Genomic DNA, 12,978 nt, shown 5'->3' with positions numbered 1-12,978 from the left:
TGCAACGGATGACCGGGCTCGACGCCAGCTTCCTCTACCTCGAGACCGCCGAGCAGATGATGGTCATCAACGGCGTGGTCCACCTCGACGTCTCCACGATCGAGGAGGGGTACTCGTTCGAACGCCTGCGCTCGGGACTCGCCCGGCGGGTCAAGGCCATCCCCCCGTTCCGTCGCAAGGTCCACGACTCCCGGTGGAACCTCGGCCACCCGGCGTGGGTCGAGGACTACGACTTCGACATCGGCAACCACGTCCGCCGGATCGAGCTCGGACCGGGCGGTGCCGAGGACGAGCTGTTGGCCACGTGCGGCAGGCTCGCCTCCACCCCGCTCGACCCCTCCCGCCCCCTGTGGCAGGTGTGGATCATCGAGCGGGGCGGGCCCGACGCCCCGACCGTCACCGCGTTCTGCCGGGTCCACCACTCGCTCATCGACGGCATACTCGCGGCGGAGTTGCTCGCCACCCTCGCCGCGACCGACGCCTCCACGCCCGCGCAGGACCCCGACCTCGTCCGCACCCACGTCGGCCGCGCCAACTCCCTCCAGCTCATCGCGGGTGGCGCCCGGGACCTGCTCGGGCGACCGCTGGCGTTCCTGCGGCTGCTCCCCGAGACCCTGTCCGTGCCCGCGGTGATGACGCGGGCCCGGGGCCGGGCGGGGCGAGGCGAGTCGATGCCCGCGCCGTTCACCGCGCCGCGGACGATCTTCAACCATTCGCTCACCCCGCACCGGGCGGTGGCCACCGCCTCGCTCGACCTCGACGCCGTCAAGTCGGTCACGAGGCGCCTGGGCGGGACGGTCAACGACGTCCTGCTCGCCGTGATCGGCGGCGCGGTCCGGTCCTACCTCGAGGCCAACGGGGACGTCCCCGCCTCGTCCCTGGTGGCGGTGGTCCCCGTGTCCACCCGGGAGGACCTCGTGACCACGGGCGCCAACCAGGTGTCGGCGATGTTCGCCTCGCTCGCTACGGATGTGGACGACCCGATCGAGCGGTACCACCGGATCAGCTCCGCGGCCGTGACCGCCAAGCGGCAGGCCGCGAGTCTACGGCCGGCCCTGCTCGACGACTGGGGACGGATGAGTCCCGGCCGACTCCTCGCCGTGGGGATGCGGGCGTACGAGTCGCTCCGGCTCGCCGACCTCCACCCGGTGGTCTACAACCTCATCATCTCGAACGTCCCCGGGCCCCGGACCCCCCTCTACTTCCTCGGCGCACGGATCACCCACATACACCCGTTCGGTCCGCTCCTGCACGGTGCAGGGCTGTCCGTGACCGGCGTGTCGATCGACGGGCGCATCGACCTGGGCGTGATCTCGTGCGAACACCTCGTGCCCGACCCGGACGTCGTGGCGCGGGGGATCGAGTCGGCCTTCGCCGAACTGGTCGAGCTCAGCGGCCACTGAGCGGCCCGCGCTCCGTCAGCTGACCCCGACGATGGGCAGGCGGAGCGCGCCGGGCGCGGCCTCCGGGACGACCGGGGCCGCGGGCCGCACGGGTGCCACGCGCCGGTAGCGCTCCCCCTGGGCGGGCCGGGGGTCGGCCTCGCCCTTGTTGGGCCACAGGGACATGGCCCGCTCGGCCTGCGCGGTGATGCTCAGGGCCGGGTTGACGCCGAGGTTGGCCGAGATCGCGGAACCGTCCACGATGTGCATCGTCGGGTAGTTCCACACCCGGTGGTACGGGTCGACGACACCGGCCTCGGGCGAATCCGAGATCGCGCATCCGCCCAGGAAGTGGGCGGTCAGGGGCATGTTCGCGATCTCGCCCCAGGTGCCACCCGGGAGTCCGCCGATCTTCTCGGCCATCCTGCGGGTGGCCTCGTTGCCGGCGGGGATCCACGTCGGGTTGGGCTCGCCGTGGCCCTGTGTGCTGGTGACGTACCGGAACGGACCGACGCGCTTGACCGAGGTCTGGAGCGAGTTGTCCAGGGTCTGCATGACCAGGGCGATCACCGACCGCTGGCTCCAGCGCCGCAGGTAGAAGAGCTGGAGGAACATCCGCGGTTCACGCCGGACCTCGTTCAGCAGGGTCCGCCACCGCGGCAGCGGCCCGTCACCGTCGGTCAGCAGGGTCTGCAGGATGGCGATGGCGTTGGAGCCCTTGCCGTACCGGACCGGTTCGATGTGGGTGTCGGGCCGGGGATGGAACGACGACGTGATGGCCACCCCCTCGGAGAAGTCCTGCTCCGGCATGTAGTTCGGCCGCATCGCCCCGAGGATCGACTCCGAGTTGGTGCGCGTGAGATTGCCGAGCGCGTCGGACAGCTTGGGCAGCGACCCGTCGTCCTTGGCGTAGTGGAGCAGGTGCTGGGTGCCCCAGGTTCCCGCGGCCACCACCACGTGGGCGGACGTCATGGTGGTGGTGCGCTTGCCGCGGGCGGTCCACGCGCCTGTGCGCTCGCACGTGACCTCCCACGTGCCGTCGCCGCGCTCGCGCAGGCCGCTGACGGTCGTCCGGTCGAGCACCCGGGCACCGGCGCGCTCGGCCAGGCCGAGGTAGTTCTTCAACAGCGTGTTCTTGGCGCCGTGGCGGCACCCGGTCATGCACTCTCCGCACTCGATGCAGGCGGGGCGGTCCGGCCCCGCCCCGCCGAAGTACGGATCCTTGACGGTCTGCCCCGGCTTGCCCTCGCCACCGGTCTTCTCGCCGAAGAACACGCCGACCGGGGTGTAGACGAAGGTGTCCCCCGCGCCCATGTCCTCGGCGACCGACTTCATGACCTCGTCCGAGTGCGTGTGCGTGGGGTTGGTGACCACGCCGAGCATGCGGCGACCCTGGTCGTAGAACGGGGTGAGCTCGTCCTCCCAGTCCGTGATGTGCCCCCACTGCCGGTCCTTGAAGAACGGGGTGGACGGCTTGTACAGCGTGTTGGCGTAGTTCAGTGACCCGCCGCCCACTCCCGCGCCCGCGAGGATCATCACGTCGCGCAGCATGTGCACGCGCTGGAGCCCGAAGAGCTTGAGCTTGGGCGCCCACACGTACCTGTTGAGCCGCCACGAGGTCTTGGGGAAATCCGCGTCCTCGAATCGGCGGCCCGCCTCGAGCACCGTGACCCGGTACCCCTTCTCCGACAGGCGGAGCGCCGTGACGCTTCCCCCGAATCCCGACCCGATCACGATGACATCGGTATCGGTGCTCACGGCGGGGTCGGCGGTCGAGGGCGACGGCGACGGCGTGTGTGACGTCATGGTGGAACTCCCTGGGTGGTCGAGGATGTGGATCACACTACCCGAGGAACCGCGAACTTACCCGACAGTAGGGTTCGTTTTGTCCAGACGCCTCCGCGCCGGCGTGCCGCCCCGGCGGGTCACGGACGCACGGACAGGTCCACCCTCTGGAATCCCTTGACGTCGGAGTACCCGCACTTGGCCATCGCCCGGCGCAGGCCGCCCATGAGGTTGCGGGTCCCGTCCGGGACGCTCGTCGGCCCCTCGAGAACCTCCGCCAGCGGGGCCAGCGCCGTCTCCTCGTCGATCTCCGCGACGTGGCCGCGGGGGACCTTGGGGTGGGCGGAGACCGAGTTCCAGTAGACGCCGCCACCGGGCGACTCGAGAGCGCCGGCCAGGAGCGGGCCCAGCACCACGGCATCGGCGCCGCAGGCCACCGCGCGGGCGATGTCCCCGGAGGTGTAGATGTCACCGTCGGCCAGGACGTGGACGTAGCGCCCACCGGTCTCGTCGAGGTAGTCACGGCGCGCGGCCGCCGCGTCGGCGATCGCGGTGGCCATGTGGACCTCCATGCCCAGCACCTGGCCGGTGGTGGTGACACCGTCGACGCCGCCGTAGCCGACGATCACGCCGGCCGCGCCCGTGCGCATGAGGTGCAGGGCGGTCTTGTGGTCCACGACACCGCCGGCGATCACCGGCACGTCGAGTCCCCCGATGAACTCCTTGAGGTTCAGGGGCTCGTCCTCTCCGCTCACGTGCTCGGCGGAGATGATCGTGCCCTGGACGACCAGCATGTCGATGCCGGCCGCGACGAGGCCCGGGGTGAGGGCGCGGGCATGCTGAGGGGACACCCGGACGGCGACGGTCCCCCCCTCGTCCCGGATCCTCGTGACCGCGGCGGCGAGCAGGTCGTGGTCGATCGGCGCGCGGTGCAGTTCCTGCAGACGCGCCACCGCCCGGTGACCGGTCACGTCCTCGAGCGCGATCTCACGCAACTGAGCGATCGCGGCCTCGGGGTCCGCGTGCCGGGCCCACAACCCCTCACCGTTGAGCACCGCCAGACCACCCAGCCTGGAGAACTCCACCGCCGAGGCCGGGGAGACCACCGCGTCAGTCGGGTGGGTCATCACGGGGATGTCCATCCGGTAGGCATCGATCTGCCAGGCCGTCGACACCTCCTTGGAACTGCGGGTCCGGCGCGAGGGAACGATGTCCACATCGCCCAGCCCGTACATCCGACGGGCCTCGCGGCCCATTCCGATCTCCACGACGTCTCGCACGCGCCTTCAGTCCTTGATGGTGTAGTTGGGTGCCTCGACGGTCATCTGGATCGCGTGGGGGTGGCTCTCCTTGAGGCCCGCCGCGGTGATCTGGACGAACTGGGCGCGGTTCATGTCCGGGATGGTGGCCGAGCCGGTGTAGCCCATACCCGCCCGCAACCCCCCGGTGAGCTGGTGCAGCACCTGCGCGACGTCGCCCCGGTAGGGGACCCGCCCCTCGATGCCCTCGGGCACCAGCTTCTCCTCGGACAGGACGTTGTCCTGGAAGTACCGGTCCTTGGAGTACGACTTCTCCTGGCCCCGCTTGCCGCGTCCACGCATCGCGCCCAGCGAGCCCATGCCGCGGTAGACCTTGTACTGCTTGCCGTCCACAAAGATGAGCTCCCCGGGCGACTCGGTGCAGCCCGCCAGGAGCGAACCGAACATGCACGCGGACGCCCCGGCGGCGATGGCCTTGGCCACATCGCCGGAGTACTGCATGCCGCCGTCGGCGATCACCGGGATGCCCGCCGCCTGCGCGGCGACGGACGCCTCGAGGATGGCCGTGATCTGGGGAGCGCCCACGCCCGCGACGACGCGGGTGGTGCAGATCGAACCGGGGCCGATGCCCACCTTGATGGCGTCCGCGCCCGCGTCGATCATGGCCTGGGCCGCGCCGCGGGTGGCGAGGTTGCCCCCGATCACCTGGACGCGGTCCCCCAGGTCGCGCTTGACGCGCGCGACCATCTCGAGGGCGTTCCGGTTGTGCGCGTGCGCGGTGTCCACCACCAGGACATCCACCCCGGCCTCGGTGAGCATGCCCGCGCGCTGCCAGGCGTCCTCGCCCGTGCCGATCGCGGCCGCCACCCGCAGCCGCCCGTCGGAATCCTTGGTGGCGTCCGGGTGCTTCTCGGTCTTGACGAAGTCCTTGACCGTGATGAGCCCGGTGAGCCGACCGTCGCCGTCCACGATCGGCAGCTTCTCGATCTTGTGACGGCGCAGGAGCCCGAGCGCCGCCTCCGCCGTGACGCCCTCGCGGGCGACCACCAGCGGCGCGCGGGTCATGACCTCGTCGACCCGCCGGGACTTGTCGACCTCGAATCGCATGTCACGGTTGGTGATGATCCCCACCAGCTCGCCGCGCTCGTCGGTGACCGGAAGGCCGGAGATCCGATAGCGGGCGCACATCTCGTCGACCTCGGCGAGGGTGTTGGCGGGCGAACAGGTCACCGGGTCGGTGACCATCCCGGCCTCCGATCGCTTGACCGTGTCCACCTGTGCCGCCTGGTCCGCGGCCGACAGGTTCCGGTGCAGCACCCCGATCCCGCCCTGGCGGGCCATGGCGATCGCCATGCGCGCCTCGGTCACGGTGTCCATGGCCGACGAGACCAGCGGGACGCGGAGCGTGATGTCCCGGGTGAGACGAGTGCTCGTGTCGACCTCGCTCGGGACGACCTCGGAGGCGGCCGGGAGAAGCAGCACGTCGTCGAAGGTAAGGCCCACCATGGCGACCTTGCTCGGATCGTCGCCGCCGGTGCGTACGGGGCCTCGCGACTCGCTCATCTGCCGTCCTCCTGGTGGTGGTCTCACTGCTTTCCCCGAGGATAGTGCGTCCGGGCTCTTCGGCTCGAACCGTCGGCCCCGCGAGGTGGTGGTCACGGGTACGGTGGGGGTGTGAACGATCCGCTACGAGACGGCATGCCGCCCGACCCCTTCGCCGGCGATCCGGACGACCCGGCCGCGGAACTGGCCGGGCTGGATCCCGTCGACGACGGTTCCCCCTCCGGTCCGCTCGATCCCGACGAACGGCTCGCGATCGAGGAGGATCTGGCCGATCTCGCCGAGTTCCGCGAACTCCTGGCCCCGACCGGGGTCAAGGGCGTCGCCGTGCAGTGCGAGGACTGCGACGAGGAGCACTACCACGAGTGGGACATGCTCCGCGCCAACCTCATGCAACTCCTCCTGGACGGATCGGTGCTGCCCCACGAGCCGGCGTTCGATCCGATCCCGGACGACTACGCCACGTGGGAGTTCTGCCGCGGATACGTCGAGGGGGTTCGCGCGATGCGTCCGCGGCGCCTCAACTGGCGGCGCTGACCCGGCGCCTGCCGACCCGCTGACGACACGGGCCCCGCCCGCACCGGCGACGGTGCGGGCGGGGCCCGTGTCGATGAGTGCCCTCAGTTGGCGGGCTGGCTCGACTGCGCTGTCTGAGGGTCGCTGGCCGGACTCGTCGACGGGGTCGGGACCTGGGTCACGGTGGTCCGCGTGGGGGACGGGGTCGGCGTGACCGACTCGTCCTCATCCGACTCCTCCAGCCCGGTGGTGGGTGACAGGAAGTCCTGCAGCCGCTGTGTGTCGATCGGGATCTGCAGCGTGGTCGGGATCCGCAACCCGTCGAGGGGCAGCGGGATCACCGGGATACCGGGCGGGGGCGGCTGGATGAGGTTCGTCGGTAGCGGAACCGGGATCCCCGGGACGAGCGTGGCGACACCCGGTCCCGGCCCCGGGGCCGGGACGGGAGCGGGGGCCGGCGACGGGACCGCGCTCGGGGTGACCCGGCTCAGGTCCCTCATGATCGCGTCGCGACGCTTCATCAACTCGACCCGCTCCGACGCGTCCGCGACCTCGTCCAGCCGGTCGGTCACCTCGTCCAGGAGTCGCTCGGCCGTGTCCCGGTCACCTTCGCGGGCGGCCAGGTCCGCCGCCGCCAGGTGCTCGGTCAGGTCGCTGACCAGCTCCACCTCGCCGGCGCGATCGGAGAAGATCGTCTTGGAGACCCCCACAGGGGGTCACCCGGCATCGCGCTGTGCGCGGCGACGGACAGCCCCCCGACGATCACGGCGGCCACGGCGGCGGCACCGGTCACCGCCTGCCAGAGCGCCGGGCGCTGCCCGTGGTGATGTTCGTGGGACTTCGCCCAGCCGCGTCGCGGCCACAGGCGGGAGACGTTGGGCGCGAGGGCGATCTCGATCTCCTCGGCGCTCGGCAACCCGGGCAGGGGTGCGGCGCCCACCTCGGCGCGCCAGTCCGACAACAGGGCGAGAAGCGGGTCCTCGGACGCGGGCCGGTCGCCCGCCGCGAGGGCGTCGAGGAGCGCGTCGTCACGCTCCACCTCGCCCGGCTCGCACCTCTCGTCGGTGAGCGAGGCGTCGTCGTCCCGGGTGCCGGGATCCACTTCGTCGTCGTTCATCGCCATCGCTCCTCTCCGTCCTTCTCGAGCCGTGCCCGGAGCTGCTTCATCGCCCTGTGCTGGGCGACGCGCACGGCACCGGCCGTACTGTCCACGATCTCCGCGGTCTCCTCCGCGGAGAGACCGACCACCACTCGCAGCCGGATGATCTCCCGCTGCTTCTCCGGCAGGGTCCCCAGCAGACGGCTCATCGCCCTGGTCACCTCGCCGTCCAGGACGTGGTCCTCCGGCCCCGTGTCCGTCGAGAGCACCTCGGGGAGGTACTCCACGGGATCCGACTTGTTCCGTGCGGCTCCCCGGTGGGCGTCCGCAACCTTGTGGGCTGCGATCCCGTACACGAACGCCATGAAGGGACGTCCCTGATCGCGATATCCCGGCAGCGCCGAGAGCACCGCGATCAACACCTCCTGCGCGACATCGTCAGCAGACAGGTTGACCCTCTCCGCACCCCCGACGCGGGAGCGGCAATAGCGCACCACACCGGGACGTACGAGTTCGAGCACCCGCGCCGCTGCGGTCCGGTCTCCCTTGACCGCGTCTGCGACGGCGAGTTCCAACTCGTCTGCTATACCTGTCATCGAATTCGGGGGGCCTCTCGTTACACGGGTGTGTTACGGGGCACGGCCTTTCTGTCGTGGTGAACGACGCCGGACGTCGTGGTCCCACGCGCGGCCCGCGGGTGTCTCTCGGGACGTGGGCACAGGATACGTGCGTGACCCCTGGGCCGGAGGTCATCTCGTGAGAGTCCAGCGTAACCGTTGACGCCGTCATGAGACCACACGCCCGCCCGACAAAGGGGAACGGGCCCCGGCCCCGCTGTCGCGGTGGCCGGGGCCCGGTCTCGCCCGATGTCAGTGAGAATGGCCGGCGTGCGAGTGAGCGTCGCCGCCCCGCTCCTCGGGCTTCTCGACGATCGCGGTCTCGGTGGTGAGGACCATCCGCGCGACCGAACAGGCGTTGACGACCGCCGAGCTGGTGACCTTGACCGGGTCGATGATCCCCGCCGACACCAGGTCGCCGTACTCGCCGGTGGCGGCGTTGAAGCCGTCCCGCGGGCCGAGGCCGGACACCTTGTTGACCACCACGGAGCCGTCCTCGCCCGCGTTGGCGGCGATCCAGAACAGCGGTGCCGAGAGCGCCTTGCGGACCACGTTCACGCCCACGGCCTCGTCGGCGTCGGCGGTGTCCGCGGCCAGCCGCTCGAGCGAGGCCGCGGCCTGGACGAGCACGGAACCGCCACCGGCGATCACGCCCTCCTCGACCGCGGCCTTGGCCGAGTTGACCGCGTCCTCGACGCGCAGCTTGCGCTCGGTGAGCTCGGTCTCCGTGGCCGCGCCCACGCGGATCACGGCGACTCCGCCGGAGAGCTTGGCGATGCGCTCCTCGAGCTTCTCGCGATCCCAGTCGGAATCGGTGGCCTCGGCCTCGCGACGCAGCTGCGCCACCCGGGCGTCGACGTCCGCCTGGTCACCGTCGCCGTCGACGATGATCGTCTCGTCCTTGGACACGGTCACGCGGCGGGCGTGGCCGAGCACCTCGAGGCCGCAGTCCGAGAGCTTCATGCCCAGGTCGGGGCTGACGACCTGACCCTTGAGGACGATCGCCAGGTCGTCCTGGAACGCCTTGCGCCGGTCCCCGAAGTACGGGGCCTTGATCGCGACGGCCTTGAGGGTCTTGCGGATGGAGTTCACGACCAGGGTCGACAGCGCCTCGCCGTCGACGTCCTCGGCCACGATGAGCAGCGGCTTGCCGGTCTCGGCGACCTTCTCCAGGAGGGGGAGGAGGTCGGGGAGGGAGCTGATCTTCTCGCGGTGCAGGAGGATCAGGACGTCCTCGTAGATGGCCTTCTGCTCGTCGGGGTCGGTGACGAAGTACGGGCTGAGGTAGCCCTTGTCAAAAGCGATGCCCTCGGTCACGGTGACCTCGGTCAGCAGACCCTGCGACTCCTCCACGGAGACGACGCCGTTGACGCCGACCGCGTCCATGGCCTCGGAGACCATGCGACCGATCTCGGGATCACGCGAGGACACCGTGGCCACCTGGGCCACGGCCTCGGACCCGGAGACCGGGGTGGCCGCGGACCTGAGGAACTCCACGACCGCCGCCGACGCCTTCTCGATGCCCTTGCCCATGGACATGGGGTTGGACCCGGCGGTGACGTTGCGCAGACCCTCACGGATGAGGGCCTGGGCCAGCACGGTCGCGGTGGTGGTGCCGTCACCCGCGACGTCGTTGGTCTTGGTGGCGACGCTCTTGACCAGCTGCGCACCGAGGTTCGCGAACGGCTCGGAGAGCTCGATCTCGCGGGCGATGGAGACGCCGTCGTTGGTGACGGTGGGGCCACCGAAGGCCTTGGCCAGCACGACGTGCCGACCCTTGGGGCCGAGCGTGACCTTGACGGTGTCGGCGAGTTCGTCGACACCGGCGAGCATGCCCTTGCGGGCCTCCTCGTCGAACGCGATCAACTTGGACATGGATGGACTCCTGGGGAGAAAAAGGGTGTTCGGGACGGGCGGGACGAGCAGCGTGAGACACCACCGCCCCGGCGGGGCCGGTCACTGTCCGGCGCCACCGGGGCGGGGGTTACGAGCTCACGTCAGTCGATGACCGCGAGAACGTCGCGCGAGGAGAGGATCAGGTACTCCTTGCCCTCGTACTTGATCTCGGTGCCGCCGTACTTGGAGTAGATGACCTTGTCACCCTCCTTGATGTCCATGGGGATGCGGTCACCGTCCTCGTCGAAGCGGCCCTTGCCGACCGCGACCACGGTGCCCTCCTGGGGCTTCTCCTTGGCGGTGTCCGGGATGACGAGGCCGGACGCCGTGGTGGTCTCGGCAGCGGTGGCCTCGACGAGAATCTTGTCCTCAAGCGGCTTGATCGCCACGATGGATCCTCCGTGTGTAGATGGTGATGTGTGTTCTGGGGGGCGGGATCCGGGGTGGCGTCGTCGCGGGTGACGCGGCCGGGTCCATGCCTATTGGCACTCTATATGTGCGAGTGCCAGCACTCAAGTGCCCCGGGTGCCCGATCGGCCCGATTCGCCGAGGGCGAACACCCGGGCAGGCCTCACCTCACCTGCGTCACCCCGACCGGCAGCCCCGGGTCGACGGCCACCGTGAGGGCGCTGGGCTCGGCCCCCGAGGCGAACAGCGCCGACGCCACGCCCACCACCATCGCCCCGTTGTCCGTGCACAGGCGTGGGCGGGGGACCCTCAGGGTGATGCCCGCCTCGGCGCACCGCTGCGCGGCCAACTCCCGGAGCCTGGAGTTGGCCGCCACCCCTCCGCCCACTAGGAGCGTGTCCACGCCGAGGTCGGTGCAGGCCCGGACCGCCTTCATGGTGAGCACGTCGGCGACGGCCTCCTGGAACGAGGCCGCGACGTCCGCCACGTCCACCCGGACGCCGTCCCGCTCCGCGGCCTCGATCCGCCTCGCGACGGAGGTCTTGAGCCCGGAGAAGGAGAAGTCGTGACGCGCGTCCCGGGGGCCGGTCATGCCGCGCGGGAACGCGATGGCCGCGGGATCGCCGGACGCGGCGAGCCTGTCGATCGCCGGACCGCCCGGGTAGCCCAGGCCCAGCAACCGCGCCACCTTGTCGTAGGCCTCCCCCGCCGCGTCGTCGACGGTCGAGCCGAGTTCCACCACGGGCTCGGTCAACGACGTCACGTGCAGCAGCTGCGTGTGCCCGCCGGAGACGAGCAGCGCCACGCACTCGCCGAGCGGGTCACCGTCAAATCCCGCCACGGCCACGTGCCCGACCAGATGGTTGACGGCGTAGAACGGCGTCCCCCACGCCGCCGCGTAGGCCTTGGCCGCCGACGAGCCCACCAGCAGCGCTCCGGACAGCCCGGGTCCGATGGTCGTGGCGACGGCGTCGGGCCGGTCGACCCCCGCGTCGGCGAGCGCCCCCCGGACCGTCGGCACTAGCGCCTCGAGGTGTGCCCGGGAGGCGATCTCGGGAACCACCCCGCCGAACCGCGCGTGCTCGGACATCGACGAGGCCACCACGTCGGAGAGCAGTTCGACCCGACCGTCGTCGTGGATCCGCGCGACCGCCACCCCCGTCTCGTCGCACGAGCTCTCGATCCCCATGACCGTTCTCACGGGCCACTCCCCTCCTCGGTGTCGCGGTGCCCCGCCCGGGGCACCGCGGACCGGACCATCAGGTAGGCATCGGCCATGCTCGGCCGGTAGTAGCGGGGCCGCACCCCCGCCACCTCGAAGCCGTGCGCGAGGTACAGCGATCGCGCCGGCAGGTTGTCGGTGCGCACGTCCAGCACCACCGGTGCGGACTCCGCGTCCGCCAGGTCGAGCAGGCGACGGAGCATCGTGCGCCCGATCCCCCGCCCCTGGTACGCGGGGTCGACCCCGATGGTGTGCACCTCGAACTCCCGGTCGCCCGGTCGCCCGAGCGCCGCGAGCACCGCGTACCCGACCAGCCGCTCGCCCGCCCGGGCCGCCACGCACGTGGTGTGGCGGGACCCGATCTCGGACAGGAACGCCGCCGCCGACCACGGCCCGTCACCGGCGAACAGGATCCGCTCGAGGCCGGCGCAGCCCGTCGCGTCCTCGGCGGTGAGCGGCCCGTAGACCACCCCGTCCGGATCCGTCCCGCTCATCGGCGCGGGCCGCCACTGCGGTCGACGCCCCGCAACGCCCGCGACGGCTCCACCCTGCGGGGCGGAACCGCGTCCGGCCGCCTGAGGTAGAGGGGTTCGAGCGGGGCCGGGGTCACGCCGCGCAGCAGGTCTCCGGCCGCGACCCTGACGAGCCCGGCGGGGTCCGGCGAGACCGGGCCGGGCGCGACCAGACCCGCCGCGGCCGGGGACGCGGCGCCGACGACCTCGGCGAGCCGGGCGGGGTCGCCCACCAGGTGGTCGACGCCCTCCACCGCGATGTCGGCGGCGGGGCCGACCGTCGGTCCGGAGACGCGGGCGCCGTCCGCGGAGTAGCGCGCGTGGTAGGCCTCGCGGCGCCGGGCGTCGGTGACGACGACGAGCTCGCCGACCACCCCGGCGGCGCGCGCGGTCTCCGCGAGCCCGTCGAGCGAGACCACCCCGTACACCGGTCGCCCGATCGCGTCCGCGAACGCCGCCGCGGTGGCCATCCCCACCCGCAGCCCGGTGAACGGCCCGGGACCGACCCCCACCACCACCGCGTCGAGCTCGGCCGGGGCGAGTCCCGCCTCGGCGAGGCTGTCGAGGATGTGGGGGGTGAGCAGCTCCGCGTGGGCGCGAGCGTCCTCGGTGACCCGCGAGGCGAGGGTGGTGACGACCGGGCGGCCGTCGCCGCGCACGAGGCGGCAGACCCCCGCGGTGACGGCGGGGGTGGAGGTGTCTACGGCGAGGACCAGCACACC

The 12,978-nt window shown here is 71.5% G+C and carries 13 protein-coding genes; 2 read left to right on the top strand and 11 right to left on the bottom strand.

The genetic code is table 11. The features are described 5' to 3' along the window. Nucleotides 1–8 precede the first annotated feature (8 nt). Nucleotides 9–1,403, top strand: a complete 1,395-nt coding sequence (locus tag Q0444_RS10710; protein ID WP_299023233.1) for a wax ester/triacylglycerol synthase family O-acyltransferase — start codon at nucleotides 9–11, stop codon at nucleotides 1,401–1,403. A 15-nt stretch (nucleotides 1,404–1,418) separates the two neighbouring features. On the opposite strand, the gene Q0444_RS10705 is transcribed toward Q0444_RS10710, so the two are convergent. From Q0444_RS10705 to guaB, 3 genes are all read right to left on the bottom strand, one after another. Further along, on the bottom strand, nucleotides 1,419–3,188 hold the full coding sequence (locus Q0444_RS10705) for an FAD-dependent oxidoreductase (RefSeq protein WP_299023214.1): 1,770 nt from the start codon (nucleotides 3,186–3,188) through the stop codon (nucleotides 1,419–1,421). A 119-nt stretch (nucleotides 3,189–3,307) separates the two neighbouring features. Next, a complete protein-coding gene (locus Q0444_RS10700; protein WP_291080675.1) occupies nucleotides 3,308–4,447 on the bottom strand; it encodes a GuaB3 family IMP dehydrogenase-related protein in 1,140 nt (379 codons plus the stop codon). A 6-nt stretch (nucleotides 4,448–4,453) separates the two neighbouring features. Continuing rightward, entirely contained in the window at nucleotides 4,454–5,989 is a 1,536-nt protein-coding gene (gene guaB / locus Q0444_RS10695) for an IMP dehydrogenase (RefSeq protein WP_291080677.1), read from the bottom strand. Between the two features lie 135 nt (nucleotides 5,990–6,124). Between guaB and Q0444_RS10690 the strand changes: the two genes are divergently transcribed. After that, nucleotides 6,125–6,523, top strand: a complete 399-nt coding sequence (locus tag Q0444_RS10690) for a DUF5319 domain-containing protein (RefSeq protein WP_291080715.1) — start codon at nucleotides 6,125–6,127, stop codon at nucleotides 6,521–6,523. Between the two features lie 83 nt (nucleotides 6,524–6,606). Here the strand turns inward: Q0444_RS10690 and Q0444_RS10685 are convergent, their stop codons facing one another. From Q0444_RS10685 to tsaB, 8 genes are all read right to left on the bottom strand, one after another. Then, nucleotides 6,607–7,212: a hypothetical protein gene (locus tag Q0444_RS10685; protein WP_299023213.1), complete on the bottom strand. Its 606-nt coding sequence runs from the start codon at nucleotides 7,210–7,212 to the stop codon at nucleotides 6,607–6,609. Next, entirely contained in the window at nucleotides 7,149–7,619 is a 471-nt protein-coding gene (locus tag Q0444_RS10680; RefSeq protein WP_299023212.1) for an anti-sigma-D factor RsdA, read from the bottom strand. Before Q0444_RS10680 ends, Q0444_RS10685 begins: the two co-directional genes overlap by 64 nt. Beyond that, nucleotides 7,616–8,197, bottom strand: a complete 582-nt coding sequence (locus tag Q0444_RS10675) for a sigma-70 family RNA polymerase sigma factor (RefSeq protein ID WP_299023211.1) — start codon at nucleotides 8,195–8,197, stop codon at nucleotides 7,616–7,618. The genes Q0444_RS10680 and Q0444_RS10675 overlap by 4 nt, the downstream gene beginning before the upstream one ends. 273 nt (nucleotides 8,198–8,470) lie before the next feature. Continuing rightward, entirely contained in the window at nucleotides 8,471–10,093 is a 1,623-nt protein-coding gene (gene groL / locus Q0444_RS10670) for a chaperonin GroEL (protein WP_291080682.1), read from the bottom strand. Nucleotides 10,094–10,215: 122 nt separating this feature from the next. Then, nucleotides 10,216–10,503: a co-chaperone GroES gene (groES, locus tag Q0444_RS10665; RefSeq protein ID WP_017837219.1), complete on the bottom strand. Its 288-nt coding sequence runs from the start codon at nucleotides 10,501–10,503 to the stop codon at nucleotides 10,216–10,218. Nucleotides 10,504–10,685: 182 nt separating this feature from the next. Next, nucleotides 10,686–11,711 (bottom strand): tRNA (adenosine(37)-N6)-threonylcarbamoyltransferase complex transferase subunit TsaD, encoded by a 1,026-nt coding sequence (gene tsaD / locus Q0444_RS10660; protein ID WP_299023232.1) that lies wholly within the window; start codon nucleotides 11,709–11,711, stop codon nucleotides 10,686–10,688. An 8-nt stretch (nucleotides 11,712–11,719) separates the two neighbouring features. Next, nucleotides 11,720–12,238 carry a ribosomal protein S18-alanine N-acetyltransferase gene (rimI, locus tag Q0444_RS10655; protein WP_291080687.1) on the bottom strand — a complete coding sequence of 173 codons (519 nt, stop codon included), beginning with the start codon at nucleotides 12,236–12,238 and terminating at the stop codon, nucleotides 11,720–11,722. Further along, complete coding sequence (gene tsaB / locus Q0444_RS10650) at nucleotides 12,235–12,975, bottom strand: tRNA (adenosine(37)-N6)-threonylcarbamoyltransferase complex dimerization subunit type 1 TsaB (protein WP_291080689.1); 741 nt, start codon at nucleotides 12,973–12,975, stop codon at nucleotides 12,235–12,237. Before tsaB ends, rimI begins: the two co-directional genes overlap by 4 nt. Between the last annotated feature and the right edge of the window lie 3 nt (nucleotides 12,976–12,978).

The sequence above is a fragment of the uncultured Dietzia sp. genome, from assembly GCF_937873725.1.
Taxonomy (GTDB): domain Bacteria; phylum Actinomycetota; class Actinomycetes; order Mycobacteriales; family Mycobacteriaceae; genus Dietzia.
This window is presented reverse-complemented; position numbering and strand designations above follow the sequence as displayed.

Bases quoted from the DNA above. Each gene is read 5' to 3' on its own strand.
- guaB (WP_291080677.1), bottom strand. From the start codon at position 5,989: ATGAGCGAGTCGCGAGGCCCCGTACGCACCGGCGGCGACGATCCGAGC.
- tsaD (WP_299023232.1), bottom strand. From the start codon at position 11,711: ATGGGGATCGAGAGCTCGTGCGACGAGACGGGGGTGGCGGTCGCGCGG.
- Q0444_RS10690 (WP_291080715.1), top strand. From the start codon at position 6,125: ATGCCGCCCGACCCCTTCGCCGGCGATCCGGACGACCCGGCCGCGGAA.
- Q0444_RS10680 (WP_299023212.1), bottom strand. From the start codon at position 7,619: ATGAACGACGACGAAGTGGATCCCGGCACCCGGGACGACGACGCCTCG.
- rimI (WP_291080687.1), bottom strand. From the start codon at position 12,238: ATGAGCGGGACGGATCCGGACGGGGTGGTCTACGGGCCGCTCACCGCC.
- Q0444_RS10675 (WP_299023211.1), bottom strand. From the start codon at position 8,197: ATGACAGGTATAGCAGACGAGTTGGAACTCGCCGTCGCAGACGCGGTC.
- groL (WP_291080682.1), bottom strand. From the start codon at position 10,093: ATGTCCAAGTTGATCGCGTTCGACGAGGAGGCCCGCAAGGGCATGCTC.
- Q0444_RS10705 (WP_299023214.1), bottom strand. From the start codon at position 3,188: ATGACGTCACACACGCCGTCGCCGTCGCCCTCGACCGCCGACCCCGCC.
- Q0444_RS10710 (WP_299023233.1), top strand. From the start codon at position 9: ATGACCGGGCTCGACGCCAGCTTCCTCTACCTCGAGACCGCCGAGCAG.